Here is a 19,897-nt window from a genome sequence, read left to right as displayed (position 1 = left end):
GGACTGTCTCTCCGCTCGAGGCCCGTATTTGATATATCGCTATGTGATTTAAATGGCCGAAATCGACCGCTCTGGCCTCGTGACCGAACTCCCTCCGCTCGAGAAACGAGTCGCCGACGGCGACAGTCATTTCATTCGAGTGATTTTTCACCCAGCCATCCGACCGTCCACGAGATGGGGGAGACGTACTACGACGTCCTCGAGGTCGAGCCGGACGCGACCCGGGACGAAATCGAGTCGGCCTACCGCGACCGCGTCCTCGAGACGCATCCGGACCACTCCGACGACCCCGACGCGGCCGAGCGATTCCAGCGGGTGATGACCGCGAAATCGGTGCTCACGGACGAGACGGAGCGCGCGCGGTACGACCGACTCGGTCACGAGGCGTACGTCGGACCCGGCGACGGAGCGGCCGCCGACGACTCGAGCGCTGCGAGCGACGGGTCCGCGCAGTCGGCTGCAGGCTCGAGCCGGACGCACTCCCGGCAGACGTCGACCGGTAGCGAGACGGGAGCCACTGGGAAGACGACGACCGGCTCGGGGAGGGCGACCGGAACGGGAACGACCGAGTCCGACGCGGCCGGCGGACGGACGACCGCAAGCGGCCGACAGACGGGCGGGCAAACCGGGAACGGAGACACTGCTCAGACGGGGAACCACCACGCGCGCCAACGGTCCAAACGCCGCCGCCAGCGATCGAAACGGCGAGCGGCGAACGGCGATCCGTTCGGCGCGGACGAGTCCGGGAGTTCGAGGGCCGACACGGCCGCGTCGGGGGCTACGACTGAGACGGGGGACCCCGAAGAGGCCGGCTACTCCGTCCACGACTGGGACGACGAAGTCGACCTCGAGTGGGAGGGGCCGACGCTCGATCAGACCGCGGTGATATCGCTCGGGACCGTCGCCCTCCTGTATCCGCTCTTCGTCGCCGCGAGCCTGACGCCGCTGTTTTCGCTGCCGATCAACGCGGTCGTCGCCGCCTGTACGCTCGCGCTGATCGGCTACCTGCTGACGATGCCGCGGATCGCGGCCGTGACGTTCGGCGTCTGGAGCGTGCTCTTTCCGGTCGGAATCGCTCGGTTCGAGTCGGTCGAACTCCTCTCCCTGTTCGGCTTGCTGGCGCTCGCCTTCGCCTGGGTTCCGCTCGGCTACGCAGTTGCGCTCTGGTGGGTCTTGCGGCCCTAGAATCAGTCTCGCTCCGGCTCGGACCCTGCTCCGATCGCGTTCTGGACCCTCCTTTCGAGCGCGTCGCGCCGCCGGTGATTCGCATCCGAATCGAATTCGACGGCGAGCACCTGCGTTCCGGGTCGCTCGAGCGACCGTCGGTAGGCGTCCGCGAACGCCGCGGGCGCGACGCGCTCGAACTCGAGGCCGTGTGCGTCGGCGAGTTCCTCGAACTCAACGCCGTGGGGCGTCTTGAACTGGTCCGTGAAGGGCGGATCGAACTCTTCGATTGGGAGTTTGTGGAAGATACCGCCGCCGTCGTTGTCGAGGAGGACGATCGTAGCGGCGACGTCACACCGATCGACCGCGAGCAGACCGTTCGAATCGTGGTAGAACGCTAAATCGCCGGTCACCAGCACCAGCGGGTCGTCGGTCGCGCTGCCGGCCCCGAGTGCCGTGCTGGCGATCCCGTCGATCCCGCTCGCGCCGCGGTTCGCGAGCACCGTCAGGTCGGCGGCTCGCGGCCGGGCGAATCGGTCGGCGTCCCGGATCGGCATGCTGTTCGAGACGAACACCGTCGCCGGATCCGGCGCGTTCGACACCGCCGAGGCGAGGATCGCCCCCTCGAAGGGGTCGGACTCGAGCGCGTCCGCGGTCAGCGCCTCGTCGCGGATCGCCCAGTGGCGGCGTTCGGCCGCGTCGAACCGGGCGCGCCACGCGTCGTCGGTCCCGATCTCCTCGATCTCGCCGCCTGAAGCCGCGAGTGCCTCGAGCAGTCCGTCGACGACAGCCTCGGGCTCGGCCGCCAGCAGGTCCGTCGCGGTAAAGGTCGCCTCGCGCCACGAGCCCGCGGGATCGACGAGGAACTGTCGGGCGTTGGCGTCCCGCAGCCAGTGACGGAGCGGTTTCGACGTCGGAGAGTCGCCGATCCGGAGCACGACGTCCGGAGCCGGTAACTCGGCGATATACGCGTCGTAACCGCCGTAGATCGTCCGCGGTCCCCCGTTTCCGTCGTCGCGTTCGCTCTCCCCGCCGACGTGGGGGCCGAATCGCAGTCCAGAGAGCGGATCCGCGAGGAGCGGTGCACCGAGCCGGTCGGCAAGTTCGGTGACGGCCGCGGGCTCGAGCGCCGCGAGCGTCGCCGGATCGGCGGGACCCGCGACGAGCAGCGGCCGGTCGGCGGCCGCGAGCGCTCGCAGCAGCCGTCGGTGGTCGTCGTCGGCGAGCGTCCGCGTTCCACCGGTGGCGTCGACGAAGGGGCCGTCCCGCCCCCAGCCGGCCGTCGTCTCGGCGAACGAGTCGGGCACGTCGCCCGGCACCTCGATCGGCTCGAGGGGCTTGCGGAACGGACAGTTCAGGTGGACGGGACCCGGCGGGACGCCGGTCGTCTCCGAGAGCGCTCGAGCGGCGGTCGTCCGGAGACTCCGGACCTTCCGCTCGTCGGCTTCGGGTTCGGGGAGTTCGGTATACCACCGGACCGCGTCGCCGTAAAGTTTGACCTGATCGACGGTCTGGTTCGCGCCGCTGTCCCGGAGTTCGGGCGGCCGATCGGCCGTGAGGACGAGCAGCGGGACCCGCGCCTGATCGGCCTCCATCACGGCGGGATGAAAGTTCGCCGCGGCCGTCCCGGAGGTACAGACCAGCGCCGTCGGCTCGCCGGTCCGGCGGGCGCGTCCGAGCGCGAAGTAGGCCGCCGAGCGCTCGTCTAAGTGCGAGTAGACATCGATCTCGGGGTGCTCGGCGAACGCGACCGTCAGCGGCGTCGAGCGGCTTCCCGGGGCGATACAGACGGCCTCGAGGCCGCCGTTCGCGAGTTCGTCGGCGAGGACGCGACCCCACAGGGTCGCGCGGTTCGGTGCAGACATCGGTCAGGGACTACCGCAGTTCATCGAGGATCGGTCGGTACTTCAGCTGTACTTCGTCCCACTCGTCGTCCGGATCGCTGTCGGCGACGATGCCGTTCCCGGCGAAGAGCGTCACCGTTCCGTCGGCCGCGATGCCCGAGCGGATAGCGACCGCGAACTCGCCGTCGCCGTCGGCGTCGAACCAGCCCACCGGCGCGGCGTACCAGCCGCGCTCGAACGTCTCCGTGTCTCGGATCGTCTCCCACGCCGCGTCCGGCGGAACGCCGCCGACCGCGGGCGTCGGGTGCAACGCTTCGACGATCTCGAGGACGTGGCGATCGCCCGAGAGCGTCGCTTCGATCGGCGTCTGGAGGTGCTGAATCGTCGCCAGCCGGCGGATCGTCTGTTCGCTCACGGTGAGATCGCGCGCGAACGGGGCGAGTTGCTCCCGGATCGCGTCCGCGACGAGCCCGTGTTCGTGCTGAAACTTCTCGTCCGCTCGCATGCGTTCGACGTGCTCCTCGTCCTCGGCCGGTGTCTCGCCGCGGGGCACCGAGCCGGCGAGCGCTTCCGTCTCGACGCGCCGGCCGCGTTTCGAGACCAGTCGCTCGGGTGGCGCGCCGAAGAAGGTGCCGCCGATCTCGTGACCGATCAGGAAGCGATAACAGTTCGGATACCGGCGGCGCAGACGCTCGAGGGTCGCGGGGACGTCGACCGGCCCTTCGAGTTCCACCGAGAGGGACTGTGCGAGGACGACTTTCGTCAATCGGCCGTCGGCGATCCGCTCGAGTGCGGTCTCGACCTGATCGGTCCACTGGGCGGGCGAGGTCGTCCGCCGCGTCGCGGCGACGCCGGGCGTCGATCCGCTCGGTCGCATCGCCGGCAGCGACGTCAGGCGCTCGTGCCAGCGCTCGAGGCGGTCGTCGGTATCGTCGCTCCGGGTACCGACGGCGGTCAGCCACGTCCCGTCGTCGGTCCGAGTGACGAGCACCTGCGGGACGACGAACGAGGCCGCCTCGAAGCCGGTCCAGGGCGGGTCCGGCTCGTGGCCGTCGTGAAACGAGACGCCCCCGAAGGCTCGCGGTCTGGCCGCATCGGGACCGTCGTGTGCGAGCCCGTCGAATGCGCGGCTCGCCTGCGTTCGAACGCGATCGAATCGGTCGGTGCCGCCGGCAGCGAAGCGAGCGGCGACGCCCCGACCGACGAGTTCGAGACCGCCGGGCGTGGCCCACTGGACGCGCGACTCGGCGCTCCCGTCGAGCATTGCACTGAAAGAGACTCCCTCGAGTTCGCGACTCCGGCTGACGAGGTCGACGCCATCAGCCGGCTCCGTCTCACCCGCCAGTCGGCCATCGCCCGACGATCGGTCCATCGACCGCACGTCAGGACCGCCCGGCCTTCAGCCTAACTATTCGGTGACCGACCGAGACGGTCACGTTAACTGTACCGTTCCTCCTGCCACGGGTCCGCCGTCTGCGAGTAGCCGCGTCGCTCCCAGTAGCCCCGCTGGGGCTCGGTGAGGAACTCGACGCCGTCGACCCACTTCGCGCCCTTGTAGGCGTACCTGTGGGGCGTGACGACACGGAGCGGACCGCCGTGGTCCTCGGGAAGCGGGTCGCCGTCGAACGCCCAGGTGAAGAGGACTTCCTCGCGCATGCAGTCCTCGAGGGGCAGGTCCGTCGTGTAGTCGTCGAGCGCGGAGAACATGACGTGGACGGCATCGTCACGAACGCCGGCTCGTTCGGCGAGTTCGAGAAACGAGACCCCCGTGAACTCGCAGTCGAACTTGCTCCAGCCGGTCACACAGTGGAAGTCCTGTCGCTGGGTGACGGTCGGTAGCTCTCGGAACTCGTCCCACGAGAACGTCAGCTCCTCGTCGACCGCGCCGGTGACGGTGAACTCCCACGTCTCGGGGTCCCAGTCGGGCGTCCCGCTCTTCGAGAGGACGGGGAACTCGGACGTCTCTCGCTGTCCCGGCGGTAGCCGCTCGTCGCCGAACTCCTGATAGAGATCCGTTACGTCCGTCGTGTCCATACTCGTGCCTACGCCCGGACGGACGTAGATGTGACGCCATCCGCTGACGGCCGGCATTCGCTCGATTCGACGTGTCACCGGCCGTACCACTGACTGCGGCCTCGTCATTCCGACGGTGACCGGCGACTTGAGACGGAATCCGCGACCGGCACCGAATTCGAGAGACCGGCGCTCGAAAAACGCGACATTTGCGGGACGGGATCGGGGCAGGAATTGACTGAAACGATACCAGTCTCGTCCCAACTCGAGAGTTTCCGGCGAAACCCTCGTCATCACTTAGTACGGTCTGACCGAGAGATAGCAGTGCATGGCGAGTAGACAACAACTAATGGAACAAGAACCGTCCGGACAGGCAGCAGAAGAAGTCGGCGAGCAGGCGATGGGGCCCGCATTCGTTGCGTCGGCCGCATCGGTCGGCCTCTCGCTCTATTACTTCTTCCTCCGAGGAGAGCAGCGACTCGGCACATTCATCGGCCTCTGGCCACCGACGATCCTCGCGTTCGCGAGTTACTTCAACCAGCGCAAGATGCGCCAGCAACTCGAGACGCTGACTCAGCCCGGGACGAAGCTGAAAGACGCGTTCGACTCGATGATGGGCAACCGCTAAGCCGAGCCGAGTCAGCCGACTTCTCACCCGCGATCCCGCCGTCGGCTTCGATCCGCGCTCGACCGGGACTCGTTTCATTCAACGATTGATTGGTTTCTCCCAGTCGTTGTAGGGTCCCCGTCAAACCTAAATACCCCCTCGCCGAAAGCCGAATCAGATGCCGAAAGTAGAGATCACCATACCGGAACACCTCGAGATGCAGATCGCCCAGATGGTCGAACGCGGCGAGTTCGTCAACCGCGAGGAGGCGATCGAGGACCTCCTTTCGACGGGCATCAAGGCCTACAAGACCAGTGGTCCCTCGGACGAGGAGGAGGGTACAGGAACCGGCGGCACCGGCTTCGAAGACGACGGCATGATGGGCCACGACGACGAGTACGTCTTCTAGCTTTATACGCCGACTGCGAGTACTGGTATTCCGAACACGATCGCCGCGCCGACCAGCGCGACGATTGTCCCGATCAGGACGGCTCGCGACGAGTAGTCGCTCATCGGTGCGGTCGTCCGCTCGGCCTCGAGATCGTGGCCGACGTCGGCACCCGTATCCTGATCCGCCGACTGCTCCGAGTCGTCTGTCATATCCGGGTATTGCCGACTCACCACCTTAAAGACACCTCTCTCGGCGACGAGCGGAGGCCACCCGTCGCTCGAGCGATCGACGCGCTCGGACCGCGGCGACTACTTTCACCGCGATCGGCGACGAAGCGCTGGTCGAAACCGTCCTCGACGAGCGTCGCGAGGTCCGATCGATCGCCCGCGACCGACTCGAGTCGGTCGCGTACCGCGGGAGTGACGACTACCGCCTCCGGGCGGCGCTGCTGTACGCGCGGCTCGAATCGGATCTCGAGACCGTCGCGACCCGCCTCGGCGATCGACGCTGGGACGTCTACCCCGACTCGAACGTCGTCGAGATCGGGACCGGTGCGGGCGCGGTCGAGTCGGGGGCGGCAACGACGACTGTCTGGGACCATCTCGACGAGCGATACGTGGACCGTCTCGACGAGCCGACGGATTTGGCGCCGGTCTTCGACGCCGCGCTCGAGGCGGCGACCGATCGCGTCGAGGCTGCAGACCTTCCAACCCGGCGGACGGATCGGGACTGGCTCGACGGCGTCGACGCGGAGCTCGACGATCACCTCGAAGGCGCGCTCTGGCGAGTCGCGGATCCGGTTTCGAGCGCGGAAAGCGGCCTTCGCGAGGCGATCGAAGACGGACGGCTCGGGATCGGCCTCCAGGAGGCCGTCCGGTTCGAACAGCGGTATCGGGCTCTCGAGCGCGTGCGCGACGGAATCGAGGACGGGACGGTCTCGGTCCCCGACACCGTCGACGAGATCCGCGCGGAACGAACGGCGGCGATCGACGCGGCCGCGTCGGTGCGGGAGTCGCTGACCTACCCCTCGCTCGGGACGGACGTCCTCGCGGAGACGCTGCGATCGCTCGAGTGGACCGACGAGCGGGTACGGCGAGCCGCGGACGACGACGCCGACACCGCCGTCTCGCTCGGCGACGAATACGGCGAGTACGTGCGCCTGCGAGCGCAACTCGAGGTCCTGCCGGACGCCGTCGCGGCGTTCCGAAAGCGACTCCAGACGGCCTGAGGTGACCGTCGAGCGCCGACTCGAGTCCGGCGTCGCGCGGCCGCGGACGGCCGATCACTCGGCACCCGATCCAGACCCCTTTACTATCCCCGGTGCGAACGGTCCGGTAAGAACCACATGGTACTGACCAAGCGAGTCATCCCGTGTATCGACGTGGATCTCGACGAGGACGGGAACCCGGCGGTCTACACCGGCGTCAACTTCGAGGACCTGAAGTACACCGGCGATCCGGTCGAGATGGCCAAGGCCTACAACGAGTCCGGCGCGGACGAGTTCGTCTTCCTCGACATCACCGCCTCCGCGGAGGGCCGCGAGACGATGCTCGACGTCGTCGAGCGCGTCGCCGACGAGGTCTTCATCCCCCTCACCGTGGGCGGCGGCATCCGGACTACCGAGGACATCAAGGAGACGCTGCGGGCCGGCGCGGACAAGGTCTCGATCACTACGGGCGCGCTCGAGCGGCCCGAACTGATCAACGAGGGCGCGCGCGCGTTCGGCAGCCAGTGTATCGTCATCAGCGTCGACGCCAGACGGCGCTTCGACGAACAGGGCGAACACTACGTCAAGGTCGACGGCGAGTCCTGCTGGTTCGAGTGCACCAAAAAGGGCGGCCGCGAGGGAACCGGAATCGACGTCCTCGAGTGGGCGGCAGAGGCCGAGTCCCGCGGTGCGGGCGAACTCTTCGTCAACTCGATCGACAAGGACGGAACGAAAGACGGCTACGACCTCCACCTGACGGAGGCTGTCTGTGACACCGTCGACACGCCCGTTATCGCCTCGTCGGGCTGTGGCGGCCCCGAAGACATGTACGACGTCTTCACCGAGGCGGGCGCCGACGCCGGCCTCGCGGCCTCGATCTTCCACTTTGACGAGTACTCGATCGAGGAGACGAAGGCCTATCTCGACGAACGCGGCGTTCCCGTCCGCCTCTGACTCCGAACCGGACGACCGGCGGTCGAGCGACGGGTTTCGTTCGCTATCCGACATATTTATATTCGAGTGATTAGCGGGTAGTATCAGTGAGATGGCGATGTACGTGGTGTGGGAAGCCGCACGCGGAGAACGACCCGCCCTGTGACGAGTGTGGCCATAACTCGTTCGAAGAGGCGGTCGTCCGCGAGGGGGACGACGAGTCGGCGTCCTCGTCGGCCGGCGGAATAGACAGCGGCCCGTCCTACGTCTGGGCCTGCACGAGCTGCGGCCGCGAGCACGTCAAGAACAATCCGCCCTGCTCGCGCTGTGGCGATCCGACCCTCGAGAAGGCCGAGCAGACGTACGACGACGTCGACCGCGATCTCGACGCGCCGGGCTGGCTGGGAGTCGCCAAACCGTACCTGCCCGTTGTCGCCGTCGTCGTCCTGATCGGCGCGCTGTTCGCGACGGGAATCGTCTCGCCAACGATGATAAACGGAATCGTCACGCCGGACCCGCCCGACGCGCCCGGCGACGGAACCGAGGCGGCGGGGATCGATCTCGAACGGACTGAGGAGTTGATCCACGACCGCCTCGAGGACGAGCGCGCCGACTCGCGGACGTACGACGACGGGCTCGCGGCGTACGCGGAGTACCACAACCGTGCGTACGTGGCGATCGAATACGAGGACGCGAGGGTCGAGGCGGTATCGCTGAGCGACTTCGGAATCGACTGTCGCGGCAGGCTCGAGGAGGGCCAGTTACCGTACGCCCTGTCGACGGCGAACTACGACGATGAAGCGGCGCTCGCCGACGGCGTCGTCGATCTCATGCGCTCGGGCGACGGCGTTACCGGGTCCGGGTACGACGGCGAGGGGATCGATCTCCACGTCGTCGACGGCTCGGTCTACGTGTTCTACGCGACGTGCTAGCCGGTCCGTGTTCGATCGAACGCTCTCCGAGGGAGCGGACCGACGACCGAAACCGCATCGTCGAGTTGGCCTAGCGACTCACGGATCAACGCGTTCGACCGTCCAATACGCTTATCCCTCCGCAGTCGTGCACTTCTATCAGTGAACTGGCGGTGTACGCGGTGTGGCAAACCGCACGCGGAGAACGACCCGCCCTGTGACGACTGCGGCCATAACTCGTTCGAGAAGGCGGTCGTCCGCGTCGACGAGGAGCGCGAATCCGGGCCCGGGAGCGACGGCGCTCCCGACGTCGATCGCGAGCCGATACCCTCCGGAACCGTCGAAACCGGCGAGGAGTACGTCTGGGCCTGTCCGAACTGCGGCCGCGAACACGTCCGAAACACTCCGCCGTGTTCGCGCTGTGGCAATCCGGACCTCGAGCGGGTCGAGCAGACCTACGAGGGTCTGGAACGGGACCTCGACACGCCGAGCTGGTTCGAGGTTGCGAAACCCTATCTGCCTATTTTCGCCGTTCTCGGCGTCGTCGTCGCGCTGTTCGCGACGGGGATCGTCCCGCTGTCGGTGCTGCCGGGGATCGGCCAGCCGTCGCCGCCGGACGCGCCCGGTGACGGGGCCGAGTCCGGCGGGCTCGATCTCGAGGCCACGGAAGAGGAGATTCACGACCGCCTCGAGAACGAACGAGACGCCGCCGAGAGTCGAACGTACGATAGCGGCCTCGCGGCCTACGCGGAGTACCAGAACCGTCGGCTCGTCGAGCGCGAGTTCGGGGATTCCGATCCCGAGAACGTAGACGCTGACAGGTTCGATCACGCGTGCGGCGACGCGATCCCTCGAGAGGCGCCGGTCGTCATTACGGGCGTCTCGGCCGCGGATTACACCGACGAGTCCGCCCTCGCCGAGGCGATCGTCGCGGAGTATCTCTCGCGGTACGGCGACGATATGCGAACCGGGTTCGACGCGGAAGGAATCGACGTTCACGTCGCCCCGAACGGGGACATCTACACCTTTTACGCGACGTGCTGACGAGGGTCGCGACGCACTGCCGAGTCGCCGTCACTCGACCACGGTGATCGAGTCGCCGTCAGTCGATCGAGCCGCCGCTATCGAGGACCGACAGGCGAACCGATTCGAACGAAAAACGAGCGCCGAAACGAGTCGTGCGATCGGCTATCGGCCGGCGGTTGTCCCGTTCAGGCGGCTGCTTCGAACGCTTCTCGGAACGACATCGCCTTCTCGCGGACGGTCACGGCCCCGTCCTCGAGACACTCGAGGGGATCGGCACCGCCCTCGGTCTTGATGGTCAGGATGGGCTCGGTCTGTCCCCCCGACTGTTCGGGGTTGACGTCGTAGGTCGCTGCACTCACGTCGTCGTGCTCGAGCAGTGCGCCCTTGAGCACGTTCATGAAGGTGTGGTCCTCGCCGGCGATTTCGATCGAGAGTTCGTTCTCGGTGCTCTCGGTGACCCGCAGTTCCATGTCATTCAGTCCGGCCGTCGGCTGCTTGTACCTTTCGAAGCCGCCGCTCGTCGCGGTCGCTGAAGGCAAATCACTATACGCCCCCGTTCGAACCACGAGCCATGCTCTCGCTCACGGCCCTGCTGACGGCCCTCGTCGTCGCAGCGCTGGTGGGGTCGATCGCGGTCGTTCGACGGGTCCATCGGCCGGCTCGGCGCTGGCGCGACGTGCTCCGGTCGCGATTCGTGTACGGCGTCCCGTGGGGGTCGCTCGTCGTCATCGCGTTCGTGGTCTGCGTCTATCTCTTCGTTCAGGACGGCATCACGAACCTCGACGACCCGGTGACGATCCCCTACCGAACTTGGTCGTACTTCTACCCGCTCGGGATGGCCGCGGCGTCGTTCTCCCACGCGAGTTTGGGTCACCTCGTCGGAAACCTGGCCGGAACGGTCGTCGTCGCACCGCTCGCCGAGTTCGCCTGGGGCCACTATTCGGACGCGCGCGATCCGCAGCGGGCCGACGCCTGGCATACCGACCCTCGAGTGCGGGCGTTCGCGATCTTTCCGCTCATCGTCATCGGTATCGGGCTGGTGACGAGCCTGTTCGCGCTCGGTCCCGTAATCGGCTTCTCCGGCGTCGTCTTCGCCCTCGCTGGCTTTGCCGTCGTCCACTACCCGATCGTCACGATCGTCGGCACCCTCGGCGTCCAGGGCGTGGTCCTGCGCCTCTTCTACGCGCTCCGGGATCCGATCAACGTCTACACCGCCCAGCCGAGCCCGCCCTCCGCCCCGTCGTGGGCTGGCATCGCCATTCAGGGCCACGCGCTGGGCCTCTTTCTCGGCTTCGTCCTCGGCATCGCGCTCCTCGAGCGCCGGGGGCAGCGCCCGAATCCGCTGCGGCTCTGGCTCGCGATCCTCCTGTTCGGGTTCTCGAAGCGGCTGTGGGCGATCTACTGGTTCGGCGGCGAGAACACGTACGTCCTCTATCAGGGCCCGGGCGTCGCCGTCGTGTCGGTCCTCGCACTGGTCGTCACGCTATCGATGACCGCCTCGGAGCGGCCGCTCCTCCCCCGCCGACTCGAGGGGCTGTTCACGCGGTCAACGGGGACGACTCCCCGATCGGACGGCGGCGGTCGGCCGTCGGTCGATCGGGTGCTCGAGCTGGCCGATGCCAGTTATCAGGGCGGTGCCGTCACCGCGCGCGTCGACCGCGTCCGCGAGATCGCCGCGGGCGCGCGAACGCGAGCCCGCGACTCGAGTTCGCCGCTCGGCCTCGGTCGCAGAGGGACCGCCGTTCTGGCGGTCGTCGGCATCCTCGCGGTCCTTGCCGGCATCGCCATCCCCGCTAATTTCCTCGTCGTCGACGAGGCCACCGCGTCCTCGGACTCGGCCGTCCAGGTCGAGGACTACACGGTCGAGTACGTCGAGGGCGTCCAGAACGGGCTCGTCAGCGGCATCGGCATCGAGGCCCTCGAGAGCGACGAGGGTCTCGAGTCGAGCGGGGTGATCGTCTCGAGCGACGAGCGGGAGATCTGGCTCGAGGCGGTCAGCGCGCAGCGCCTCTCCTTTACGGGCGAGGAGACGGTTTACGTCGGCGGGCCCGGCTGGCGCGAAGCGGTTCACGTCGAACGCACCGGCTGGGAACCGGTCGGCAACGATACCGTCTATCAGGTCCGACTGGACGAAGACGGCGAGGCGACCGAACTCGCGTACGAATCGAACGAGTCACGGGCCGAAGCGCGAATCGCCGATCGGAACGTGACGATCGACTCCGACGACGGGACGTTCGTCCTCGAAGTGACATCGACCGAGCGCGACGCCGTCGCGACGACGCCGATTCCGGACGCGAACGAGACGGCGACGGCGGGCGGGCTCACCTTCGAACGCCAGAACGAGTCGGTCTACGCGGCCGCCGACGGGACGCGAGTCGCGATCGCGAGCGAGGAGACGTACGATTCGGTCGGCTAAGCGCCCGGTGACGACGCGATCGACCGCCGATGCTTTTTATCTCCGTTCGAATTAGAAAAAGCATCTCATTAGGTGAGACGCACCGGCGTCGGCGAGGATCGCGGTAATTCCGGTCCTCGAATCCGTCCCGATCGAACCTGATACCGTTACTCCCACTCGATTCGGAAGACCTCGGCCTCGAGCGTCTCCTCAGCTTCGGTGTGAAACTCGAATCGCTTCGCGAGCGGAAACTCGGCCCGGAACGCGTGCGTCACGTCGCCACCCGCGTCCGCGGCGTACGACTCGACGAACTCCTGACTTCCCTCGTTGTGGATCGTATAGGAGACGGCCGCGATCTCGCCGGCCGTCTCGAGGAAGTCTCGATCCGCGTGTCGATTCCCGCGCTGCGCGCCGAACGGGGGATTCGAGACCACGGTCGCGTCGGTCGTCGAAAACGGATGTCGAGTGACGTCCCCGCGGAGCCACTCGAGAGCGCGGCCGTCCCCGCTGTAATCGTCCAGAACCGTCCGTTCGTTCCGGCGAGCCAGGTCGAGTGCGCCCGCATCCACGTCGATCCCCGCGACCCGATCGGCACCGGCAAGCGACGCCGCGATCGCGAGCATTCCGGTCCCCGTGCCCAGATCGACGACTGGCCGCTCGAGGTCGTCGTGTAACCCGGCCAGGTGACAGATGTGGGCCGCCAGCTCCGCCGGCGTCAGATACTGCTCGAGGTCGGCGGCGGGGTCCGAAAAGTCCGCGATCGATTCGAGGCGGCGGGCGAGCGTGCGCCGCGAGGGGCCGGCCATCTCACGCGTCGACGGCGATCGGTCCCTCGAGGTCGAACGCGAGCCCCTCGCGGTCGGCCCGCTCGGCACAGGCCGCCAGCGCGGGTCGGACCTTCTCGGGATCGGCGACGTCGTCGACGGTGACGGTCACGGTGCCGACGCCGAGGAAGGAGCCGGCGCGCACGTAGCCGCGGATGCGATCCACTTCGTCCTGCGTCGCGAGCGAGCAGTCCTCGTCGAAACACGCGTCGACGGTCAGTTCGGCGGGGATCATCCCCTCGTCGGTCAGTTCGGCCTTGAGATCGCGGAGGTACTCCGGTGCCGTCGACTCGAGCGCCGCGGCCTCGAGGGCGACGGGCGTGGCGTCTGCGGGCTGACAGCGATCGATCGCGGTTCCGTGGGACGACGTACTCATTACCGAGCCATACATGGCTTGCATACAAAAAGGTTGTTGAATACGTAGTAGTAATACACCCGAAGCGACCTGACGACGTCTGCGGAGCCGATGATCGATCCGGCAGGAAGTTTCCGTTCCGCGATAGGTTCGAATAGAGTTAAGGACGCCCCGGGAAAGTTATACGTATGGAGCAGTGTCCACGGTGTGGGGGTGCCGTCGAAGAACTCGCGCTCGGGGAGGTGTCGACGGTCGCGTGTCCTCACTGTGGGTTCGCCGACGTCCCCGTCGAACACCAGCCCGAGGGCGAGGACCGCGAGTCCTGGCGGGACGCGTTCAATCGCTTCTACGAGGAATCGGCCGACGACGAGAGTGGCCACTGAACCGAGCTATCTGCCGATCGCACGGCTGTCGCGCGATCAGGTCTGCATCGACTGCGAGTAGCTACGAGAGCCGTGAGACGAGCCGCTGTCCGTCGAGTATCGAAAAAATCCGACCGGTCAGTCTCGACGGTTACTCGTTTGCGGCCGCCGCTTCCGCTTCCTCGTCGTCCTGCTGGTGGTCGACGTCCTCGTCGGAGCGCGCGGCGACGAGGCCACCGCGGGCGACGCTATACAGCGGTTCGTTCGCGTGGGTCACGCCGCTGATCGAGAACGGAATGTTCGCGTCCTCGAGGTGGTCCTTGAACAGCGCCTCGAAGCCGCTGGGACTCGAGGTGCCGCCGGTGACGACGACGGGGACGTCCAGGCCTTCCTCGACGTCTTCCTCGTCGACCTCTTTGACGATGTTCTCGATGACGTAGTCGAGCAGGTTCTCGTAGTAAATCGAGAGCGCCCCCTCGACGCCGCCGACGTCGGTCGTGAAGTCGAGTTCGAAGTCGTCCTCCTTGATAGAGGTGACCTTGTCGACGGGCGTCCCGGTCGCGCGGGCGGCCTGCTCGTCGACCCAGTCGCCACCGCGGGCGACGGAGAACTTCATGACGGGGACCGCGTAGTAGGAGAGACAGACGTTCGTCATCCCGGCACCGAAACTGATCCCCAGTCCGGTGAAGTTGTTGTCCGCGAGTTCGCTGTAGATGACGGACATCCCCTCGTTGATCGGTTCGGAGTCGTACCCCATGTCGTCGAGGAACGACTCGATCGTCTTCTGGTGGTACAGCGTCGAGAGATCGGAGTCGATCGGGTCCGCAGGGGACGAGAAGTAAAGTTTCTCGTCGGGATAGGCGGGCTCGCCGACGACCTGCTCGATGATGAGCTTCATCATCGGGATCGCGCTCTGCTCGTCGTTCGAGAGGATCCCGTGTTTCATCGGACGGCGAGTCTCCTTGTTGAAAATGTTCGCAAAGTTGAGCGCGTCGTCGCCGACGACGTAGACCTTGTCGTCCTTGCGAATGTGGAGCACTTCGCTTCGCGAGAGCATCTGCTCGGCCATATCCGAGTACTCGATCTCGACGAATGAGTTACGCTGTTGCACGAAAACCGTATCGTTCCCATCCTGCTGTGCTGACAGGATGTTCATCGTTCCGACGTCTAGGCCTTTGGCCATATGTGGGCAAGGCCACCGACGGATTATAAATCTATGTGCATTAATTTCACTTTCAAGAATACCGATACAATACGCTATTTCTTCTGGTTGACTGGTCTTAATTCCGTTTTACCAGCTTCCGCAAGCGCTCGAGCAGTCCGGAGAACGGTTTCGTCACGGTGTCGACGGCACCGCCGTCGTCGTCGGCCGTCGCCAGTTCCTCGACGCGCTGTTGCTCGCGCAGTTCCTTCAGTTTCGCCGTCTGGTCGTCGACCGTCGAACTCGAGGTGGTTTCTTTCGTCTCGCCACCTTTCAGTCCCTGGAGGCCGGCGACCTGTGCGTCGACGCCCGACGATCGGGTGGTCGTGGTACCGGCGTCGGAGTCGATACTGACCTCCTCGAGGTCGTCGCTCGAGAAGTTCAGCCGTTTGTGTTCGGTCTGTTCGACGCCGCCCCACGAGAGTTCGACGCCGTCCATCGCGTCGTCGATATCCCGCTGGATCTCTTCGTCAGTGAGTTCGTTCTCGTCGTCGTCCTCGTCGTCTTCGGTCGCGACGACCTCGGCCTGCTGTGCCATATCGAGGTAGTGAGCGATCAGTGCCGCGCCCGTCGAGGCGGTGATGCCGGCGAGCCCGAGGGCGTAGACCGCGACGACCTGAACGGTGTAATCCGCGCCGTAGCCGTTCCAGTCGTTGGGATAGGCGAAGAGAAAGCCGACGACCGCGCCGACGGTGATGGCGACGCCGGCGACCGACGCGTACAGCATCCGGCGCTCCGAGGGCAGGAGCACGACGATTCCGAGCATCATCGCGGGAAGTGCCATCATCGCGAGCGCGTACGCGGGACCGACCCACGCGAAGTACGTCCCGGATCGCGCCTCGAACGTGCTGCCCCAGAGGAAGAGCACGAGGCCGATAATCGCCAGCCCGATTCCGCCGAGAAACAGACCGAATCCCACGTAGACGTCGGTCCGATCCTCCGGTTCACCGATGTATCGACGGTAGAGGTCGAAGAGATAGCCGTCTGCGGCCTGTTCCGCTGCCATTAGTCCTTCGTTTACACTCCAGTACTATGACTGTTGGGACGAAAAACGAACCGAGTCAGTGATCGTATACTCCGGATCGGCCGGTTCGAACGGACAGTAGCAACCGCGGGAAGTACGTCTGCTCCGTTTCCGTCGCCGACACTGTCGTACTGGCTCGGCGTTCCATCAGCGACCGTCGGTTCCAGCCACTGAACCGTCCGGGTTCGTGTAAACAGATATAAATTTTTCCACAGTTTGATATTGATAGGGGCACGAACGGATACCATTCCGAATGATGACTGGTGATACCAACACCGTCCTCGTCGCGGACGAGGATCCCGCCGTAGTAACGGAGATACGGTCATGGCTCGTGGGAGACTATCGCATCGAGGCGACGACGGACGGCGACGACGCTCTCGCAGCGCTCGCGGACGTCGACGTCGTACTGGTCGGACAGGGCCTCCGGACGGCGGCCGGAACCGCCGTCGCAGCCGAAGTCGAGCACCGAGCCGCGACGGGGACACTTTGCGACGGCGAGCGAGGGAACACCTCCACTGTGGCCGGCGAAACGCTCGTCAAGCCGCTCGCGAAAGCCGACCTCCGCGAGACCGTCGACCGTCTGCTGCGCCGCGCTCGCTACGACGAGTTGATGGCCGAATGCGCGACCCTCGCCGCGAAACGCGGCACGCTCGAGGCCCGCTCGAACGCGGACCCCACCTCCGAGTGCGACGCGGAGTACGCCGCCCTCGAGCGTCGACTCGAGGCGGTATTTTCGGACCTGGACGAGTTGGTGGCGTCGTTCGACCGCGACGACTTCCGGGCCGCGTTCGAGACGTGTGCGGCCGGCGACGTCACCCCGTCCGAGCGAGCCGGCGAACTCTCCTGATCGCGGGTCGGAGAGACGCCGTCGGCGGACCCCGTCTCCGAAATCGATCCCTGAATTCGACGGTGGACACGACGAAGGCGACCGTTTCGGCACAGCGTGCAGTATATACGTCCGTGGGCGTTAGGACGCTCAATGAGTCAGGAGTCGGAGTACACCGAGGGGGACCTCCGGAACACCGGAATGCAGCTCAAGCACGACCGCGAGTGGGACTACGAACTCGAGCAGATCGTCAAGGCGATCGAGGAGCGAGACGCGAAGAAGGTCGGCCTGCAGTTCCCGGAGGGACTGAAACGGCGCGGCCCGGCCGTCGCCGACGACCTCCGCGAACTGTCCGGCGACGACGTGACGTTCATGCTCTCGGGTCAGCCGTGTTACGGCGCCTGTGACCTCGATACCTATCTAATGAAACGCACCGACGTGTTCGTCCACTTCGGCCACTCGCCGATGAAGAACACGGACAAGGTGATCTACGTGCCGCTGTTCTCGAACGTCGAGGTCACGCCGATCATGGAGGAGTCCCTCGACACCTTAGAGCCGCCCGAGGAGACCGAAGACGTCGGTCTCGTGACGACCGCTCAGCACATGAACCGCTACGAGGAGATGAGCGAGTTCTTAGAGGAGCGGGGCTACGAGGTCCACAGCCGTCGCGGCGACGAACGGCTGACCAACGAAGGACAGGTGCTGGGCTGTAACTACGCGAGCGCGGACGTACCGGCGGATCAAGTGCTCTACGTCGGCGGCGGCAAATTCCATCCCCTGGGGCTGGCAATGGAGTACCCCGAGAAACACGTCGTCATCGCCGACCCCGTCAACAACGTCGTCACCCTCGCGGACACCGAGAAGTTCATGAAGCAACGGTACGGCGCGGTCCACCGCGCGATGGACGCTGAGAAGTGGGGCGTTATCTTCTGTACCAAGATCGGCCAGGGCCGCTGGGAGATGGCTCAGGAGATCATCGACGACAACGACAACGCCTATCTCATCACGATGGACGAGGTGACGCCGGACCGCCTGCGGAACTTCGACATGGACGCGTTCGTCAACACCGGCTGTCCGCGGATCACGACCGACGACGGCCCGCAGTTCCACAAGCCGATGCTCACCCCCGGAGAGTATCGCATCGCCGTCGGCGACGAACCGCTCGATAGCCTCTCGTTCGACACGTTCCACGGCACCTGGTAGCGACGGAAACCGCTCGTCGCCCCTCGCTCGTTCTCCGAGTCGATCGATCGGTATCGACGTCATTCCGATATCGCCGACGTTCAGGTATCGACGATCGTCAGCGATGGACAATAGTAGTAAATAATTTCATATTCTCAACCCTCACCGAAATAGAGTACTACGTTCTCTAGAAAAATAGTATATATCATTAAATATCTTCCTAATGATGGGTAATACGACACTGAATCCAAAGTAGTTTGGAGCAGTCCTTTTGCACGCTAGTCCCCGACCAGTAGTCGATGAGTAACTCAGTCCAGAGCGGATCCGCGGCCGCCACCCGCGACGAACTTTTCGACGCCCTCGCCAACGCCCGCCGACGGACCGTCCTCCGTCTCGTCCGCGACCGAACGCCCCACGGGATCGGGAAAGAGGATCTTGCCTTCCGACTCGCGGCAGTAACCGATGATAAACGCCTCGCCGCGGTCACCGACGACGATCACCAGCGAGCGCTCGTCGCGCTCCACCACCGGCTCGTGCCTCGACTGACGGACGCGGGGCTACTCGAGGAGACCGACGACGGACTGCTCCGGACGACCGATCACTGGGTGTTCGACGAGCCTGCGTTCGAGACTGTCACGTCGGACCGCGAGACGACCGACGCGGACGAACTCGACGCCGTTCTCGAGGCGCTCGCCGACGACCGCCGGCGGACCGTCCTCGCGGTGCTCAGCGATCAGTATCATCTGATTACCACCGAAACGCTCGCCCGCGACGTCGCGGCGCGCGAGGCCGAGACGAACGAGCGCGACGTCTCGAGAGAGCGCGTCGACGAGGTGCTGGCATCGCTCGTTCACGTTCACCTCCCGGTGTTACACGACGCGACGCTCGTGGGCTACGACGACGACGCGGACCGCGTCTCCTACGAGGGCCACCCCGTCGTTCGCGCCGAGTGGATCCGGCCCGCTGACAGTGCGCCGGCGACGGACGCCGAAACGGCCGCGGGCGATGCCGAGACGGGTCGAACGGACGTTCGAACCCTCGAGGGCCGGGACGAGGTCATCGCGACCGGACAGTCCCTCTGTGAGCGAGCCGACGACGAACTCTTCTTGCTGTTCACGACGACCGGACTGCTCGAGGAGGGCTGTTTCCGCCGGATCGAAGATGCGGTCGACCGCGGCGTCGACGTCACCCTCGGGTCGCGAGATCCGCGCGTCCGTGACCTCGTCCGCGAGCGCGTACCCGAAGTCGAACTCTGGGAGCCCCGCGTGGACTGGCTCAACCTGCCGCCGGAGGGCGAGTCGGTCGGCCGGCTGGTATTCGCAGACCGCGACGCGGTCATGATCGGTACGCTCGGACGGCCGGCCCCGGGCGACGGCGAGTACGCCGAAACGGCACTCGTTGGCGACGGCCCGGACAACGGCCTCGTCGTCATCATGCGCCAGATGCTCGGCTCGCGACTCGACGAACTCGACGCGCGCGAGACGGACCGGCGCTCGCAGTTCCCGCTCTAGACAGTGGCCGTCCGTTCATCGCACTGCTTCTCTTAGTTCGATCTCGTCGCGCCGGTCTCGCTGCTCCCGTCACGTCACCCCGTCGCCGGAGACGACAACACTTACCCAATCGGTCCGCGCA

At 65.9% G+C, this 19,897-nt stretch carries 22 protein-coding genes; 12 read left to right on the top strand and 10 right to left on the bottom strand.

The window, feature by feature from the left end:
- The first annotated feature begins 174 nt into the window (after nucleotides 1-174).
- A complete protein-coding gene (locus LDH66_RS20655; protein ID WP_226482970.1) occupies nucleotides 175-1,185 on the top strand; it encodes a J domain-containing protein in 1,011 nt (336 codons plus the stop codon).
- Nucleotides 1,186-1,187: 2 nt separating this feature from the next.
- Here LDH66_RS20655 and menD read toward each other — a convergent pair whose 3' ends face one another.
- The 3 genes from menD to LDH66_RS20640 all read right to left on the bottom strand — a co-directional run bounded on the left by menD (nucleotide 1,188) and on the right by LDH66_RS20640 (nucleotide 5,099).
- Nucleotides 1,188-3,029: a 2-succinyl-5-enolpyruvyl-6-hydroxy-3-cyclohexene-1-carboxylic-acid synthase gene (gene menD / locus LDH66_RS20650; RefSeq protein WP_226482969.1), complete on the bottom strand. Its 1,842-nt coding sequence runs from the start codon at nucleotides 3,027-3,029 to the stop codon at nucleotides 1,188-1,190.
- A 10-nt stretch (nucleotides 3,030-3,039) separates the two neighbouring features.
- Nucleotides 3,040-4,380 (bottom strand): isochorismate synthase, encoded by a 1,341-nt coding sequence (locus LDH66_RS20645; protein WP_226482968.1) that lies wholly within the window; start codon nucleotides 4,378-4,380, stop codon nucleotides 3,040-3,042.
- Between the two features lie 65 nt (nucleotides 4,381-4,445).
- Nucleotides 4,446-5,099 carry a sulfite oxidase-like oxidoreductase gene (locus tag LDH66_RS20640; protein WP_319004376.1) on the bottom strand — a complete coding sequence of 218 codons (654 nt, stop codon included), beginning with the start codon at nucleotides 5,097-5,099 and terminating at the stop codon, nucleotides 4,446-4,448.
- A 250-nt stretch (nucleotides 5,100-5,349) separates the two neighbouring features.
- Here LDH66_RS20640 and LDH66_RS20635 point away from each other — a divergent pair, with 250 nt between their 5' ends.
- Together LDH66_RS20635 and LDH66_RS20630 are read left to right on the top strand one after the other, a co-directional pair.
- Nucleotides 5,350-5,649: a hypothetical protein gene (locus tag LDH66_RS20635; RefSeq protein ID WP_226482966.1), complete on the top strand. Its 300-nt coding sequence runs from the start codon at nucleotides 5,350-5,352 to the stop codon at nucleotides 5,647-5,649.
- Between the two features lie 157 nt (nucleotides 5,650-5,806).
- On the top strand, nucleotides 5,807-6,037 hold the full coding sequence (locus tag LDH66_RS20630; RefSeq protein ID WP_226482965.1) for a ribbon-helix-helix domain-containing protein: 231 nt from the start codon (nucleotides 5,807-5,809) through the stop codon (nucleotides 6,035-6,037).
- 2 nt (nucleotides 6,038-6,039) lie between these two features.
- Here the strand turns inward: LDH66_RS20630 and LDH66_RS20625 are convergent, their stop codons facing one another.
- Together LDH66_RS20625 and LDH66_RS20620 are read right to left on the bottom strand one after the other, a co-directional pair.
- Nucleotides 6,040-6,228: a DUF7550 family protein gene (locus LDH66_RS20625; protein WP_226482964.1), complete on the bottom strand. Its 189-nt coding sequence runs from the start codon at nucleotides 6,226-6,228 to the stop codon at nucleotides 6,040-6,042.
- A gap of 17 nt (nucleotides 6,229-6,245) precedes the next feature.
- Nucleotides 6,246-6,620 (bottom strand): hypothetical protein, encoded by a 375-nt coding sequence (locus LDH66_RS20620; protein WP_226482963.1) that lies wholly within the window; start codon nucleotides 6,618-6,620, stop codon nucleotides 6,246-6,248.
- A 15-nt stretch (nucleotides 6,621-6,635) separates the two neighbouring features.
- On the opposite strand from LDH66_RS20620, the gene LDH66_RS20615 reads away from it, so the two are divergent.
- The 4 genes from LDH66_RS20615 to LDH66_RS20600 all read left to right on the top strand — a co-directional run bounded on the left by LDH66_RS20615 (nucleotide 6,636) and on the right by LDH66_RS20600 (nucleotide 10,114).
- Complete coding sequence (locus LDH66_RS20615) at nucleotides 6,636-7,247, top strand: hypothetical protein (protein WP_226482962.1); 612 nt, start codon at nucleotides 6,636-6,638, stop codon at nucleotides 7,245-7,247.
- A 117-nt stretch (nucleotides 7,248-7,364) separates the two neighbouring features.
- Nucleotides 7,365-8,180 carry an imidazole glycerol phosphate synthase subunit HisF gene (hisF, locus tag LDH66_RS20610; protein ID WP_226482961.1) on the top strand — a complete coding sequence of 272 codons (816 nt, stop codon included), beginning with the start codon at nucleotides 7,365-7,367 and terminating at the stop codon, nucleotides 8,178-8,180.
- 86 nt (nucleotides 8,181-8,266) lie between these two features.
- Nucleotides 8,267-9,091: a hypothetical protein gene (locus tag LDH66_RS20605; protein ID WP_226482960.1), complete on the top strand. Its 825-nt coding sequence runs from the start codon at nucleotides 8,267-8,269 to the stop codon at nucleotides 9,089-9,091.
- A gap of 141 nt (nucleotides 9,092-9,232) precedes the next feature.
- Nucleotides 9,233-10,114: a hypothetical protein gene (locus LDH66_RS20600; RefSeq protein ID WP_226482959.1), complete on the top strand. Its 882-nt coding sequence runs from the start codon at nucleotides 9,233-9,235 to the stop codon at nucleotides 10,112-10,114.
- A gap of 167 nt (nucleotides 10,115-10,281) precedes the next feature.
- On the opposite strand, the gene LDH66_RS20595 is transcribed toward LDH66_RS20600, so the two are convergent.
- Nucleotides 10,282-10,566 (bottom strand): DNA-directed RNA polymerase subunit L, encoded by a 285-nt coding sequence (locus tag LDH66_RS20595; RefSeq protein WP_226482958.1) that lies wholly within the window; start codon nucleotides 10,564-10,566, stop codon nucleotides 10,282-10,284.
- Between the two features lie 101 nt (nucleotides 10,567-10,667).
- Here LDH66_RS20595 and LDH66_RS20590 point away from each other — a divergent pair, with 101 nt between their 5' ends.
- Nucleotides 10,668-12,512, top strand: coding sequence for a rhomboid family intramembrane serine protease (locus LDH66_RS20590; RefSeq protein ID WP_226482957.1), 1,845 nt, complete (start codon nucleotides 10,668-10,670; stop codon nucleotides 12,510-12,512).
- Nucleotides 12,513-12,658: 146 nt separating this feature from the next.
- On the opposite strand, the gene LDH66_RS20585 is transcribed toward LDH66_RS20590, so the two are convergent.
- Together LDH66_RS20585 and LDH66_RS20580 are read right to left on the bottom strand one after the other, a co-directional pair.
- Nucleotides 12,659-13,297, bottom strand: a complete 639-nt coding sequence (locus LDH66_RS20585) for an METTL5 family protein (RefSeq protein WP_226482956.1) — start codon at nucleotides 13,295-13,297, stop codon at nucleotides 12,659-12,661.
- Between the two features lies 1 nt (nucleotide 13,298).
- Entirely contained in the window at nucleotides 13,299-13,691 is a 393-nt protein-coding gene (locus LDH66_RS20580; RefSeq protein WP_226482955.1) for a DUF7961 family protein, read from the bottom strand.
- Between the two features lie 167 nt (nucleotides 13,692-13,858).
- Here LDH66_RS20580 and LDH66_RS20575 point away from each other — a divergent pair, with 167 nt between their 5' ends.
- Nucleotides 13,859-14,053 (top strand): zinc finger domain-containing protein, encoded by a 195-nt coding sequence (locus tag LDH66_RS20575; protein WP_226482954.1) that lies wholly within the window; start codon nucleotides 13,859-13,861, stop codon nucleotides 14,051-14,053.
- A gap of 130 nt (nucleotides 14,054-14,183) precedes the next feature.
- On the opposite strand, the gene LDH66_RS20570 is transcribed toward LDH66_RS20575, so the two are convergent.
- Together LDH66_RS20570 and LDH66_RS20565 are read right to left on the bottom strand one after the other, a co-directional pair.
- Nucleotides 14,184-15,215, bottom strand: coding sequence for a disk-shape morphogenesis protein volactin (locus LDH66_RS20570; protein ID WP_226482953.1), 1,032 nt, complete (start codon nucleotides 15,213-15,215; stop codon nucleotides 14,184-14,186).
- A 97-nt stretch (nucleotides 15,216-15,312) separates the two neighbouring features.
- A complete protein-coding gene (locus LDH66_RS20565) occupies nucleotides 15,313-16,239 on the bottom strand; it encodes a cell division protein CdpA domain-containing protein (protein WP_226482952.1) in 927 nt (308 codons plus the stop codon).
- Between the two features lie 271 nt (nucleotides 16,240-16,510).
- Here LDH66_RS20565 and LDH66_RS20560 point away from each other — a divergent pair, with 271 nt between their 5' ends.
- From LDH66_RS20560 to LDH66_RS20550, 3 genes are all read left to right on the top strand, one after another.
- Entirely contained in the window at nucleotides 16,511-17,104 is a 594-nt protein-coding gene (locus tag LDH66_RS20560; protein ID WP_226482951.1) for a HalX domain-containing protein, read from the top strand.
- A gap of 132 nt (nucleotides 17,105-17,236) precedes the next feature.
- A complete protein-coding gene (gene dph2, locus LDH66_RS20555; RefSeq protein ID WP_226482950.1) occupies nucleotides 17,237-18,286 on the top strand; it encodes a diphthamide biosynthesis enzyme Dph2 in 1,050 nt (349 codons plus the stop codon).
- A 278-nt stretch (nucleotides 18,287-18,564) separates the two neighbouring features.
- On the top strand, nucleotides 18,565-19,776 hold the full coding sequence (locus LDH66_RS20550; RefSeq protein ID WP_226482949.1) for a DUF7344 domain-containing protein: 1,212 nt from the start codon (nucleotides 18,565-18,567) through the stop codon (nucleotides 19,774-19,776).
- Nucleotides 19,777-19,897: the final 121 nt, after the last annotated feature.

The sequence above is a fragment of the Natrinema amylolyticum genome (assembly GCF_020515625.1).
GTDB lineage: Archaea > Halobacteriota > Halobacteria > Halobacteriales > Natrialbaceae > Natrinema > Natrinema amylolyticum.
The sequence above is the reverse complement of the archived record's forward strand: the minus strand, read 5'-3'. Positions and strand labels throughout refer to the sequence as shown.

Coding starts and splice junctions, on each gene's coding strand:
- LDH66_RS20655 (WP_226482970.1), top strand. CDS start 175: ATGGGGGAGACGTACTACGACGTCCTCGAGGTCGAGCCGGACGCGACC.
- menD (WP_226482969.1), bottom strand. CDS start 3,029: ATGTCTGCACCGAACCGCGCGACCCTGTGGGGTCGCGTCCTCGCCGAC.
- LDH66_RS20645 (WP_226482968.1), bottom strand. CDS start 4,380: ATGGACCGATCGTCGGGCGATGGCCGACTGGCGGGTGAGACGGAGCCG.
- LDH66_RS20640 (WP_319004376.1), bottom strand. CDS start 5,099: ATGCCGGCCGTCAGCGGATGGCGTCACATCTACGTCCGTCCGGGCGTA.
- LDH66_RS20635 (WP_226482966.1), top strand. CDS start 5,350: ATGGCGAGTAGACAACAACTAATGGAACAAGAACCGTCCGGACAGGCA.
- LDH66_RS20630 (WP_226482965.1), top strand. CDS start 5,807: ATGCCGAAAGTAGAGATCACCATACCGGAACACCTCGAGATGCAGATC.
- LDH66_RS20625 (WP_226482964.1), bottom strand. CDS start 6,228: ATGACAGACGACTCGGAGCAGTCGGCGGATCAGGATACGGGTGCCGAC.
- LDH66_RS20620 (WP_226482963.1), bottom strand. CDS start 6,620: ATGGTCCCAGACAGTCGTCGTTGCCGCCCCCGACTCGACCGCGCCCGC.
- hisF (WP_226482961.1), top strand. CDS start 7,365: ATGGTACTGACCAAGCGAGTCATCCCGTGTATCGACGTGGATCTCGAC.
- LDH66_RS20595 (WP_226482958.1), bottom strand. CDS start 10,566: ATGGAACTGCGGGTCACCGAGAGCACCGAGAACGAACTCTCGATCGAA.
- LDH66_RS20590 (WP_226482957.1), top strand. CDS start 10,668: ATGCTCTCGCTCACGGCCCTGCTGACGGCCCTCGTCGTCGCAGCGCTG.
- LDH66_RS20585 (WP_226482956.1), bottom strand. CDS start 13,297: ATGGCCGGCCCCTCGCGGCGCACGCTCGCCCGCCGCCTCGAATCGATC.
- LDH66_RS20580 (WP_226482955.1), bottom strand. CDS start 13,691: ATGAGTACGTCGTCCCACGGAACCGCGATCGATCGCTGTCAGCCCGCA.
- LDH66_RS20575 (WP_226482954.1), top strand. CDS start 13,859: ATGGAGCAGTGTCCACGGTGTGGGGGTGCCGTCGAAGAACTCGCGCTC.
- LDH66_RS20570 (WP_226482953.1), bottom strand. CDS start 15,215: ATGGCCAAAGGCCTAGACGTCGGAACGATGAACATCCTGTCAGCACAG.
- LDH66_RS20565 (WP_226482952.1), bottom strand. CDS start 16,239: ATGGCAGCGGAACAGGCCGCAGACGGCTATCTCTTCGACCTCTACCGT.
- LDH66_RS20560 (WP_226482951.1), top strand. CDS start 16,511: ATGATGACTGGTGATACCAACACCGTCCTCGTCGCGGACGAGGATCCC.
- dph2 (WP_226482950.1), top strand. CDS start 17,237: ATGAGTCAGGAGTCGGAGTACACCGAGGGGGACCTCCGGAACACCGGA.
- LDH66_RS20550 (WP_226482949.1), top strand. CDS start 18,565: ATGAGTAACTCAGTCCAGAGCGGATCCGCGGCCGCCACCCGCGACGAA.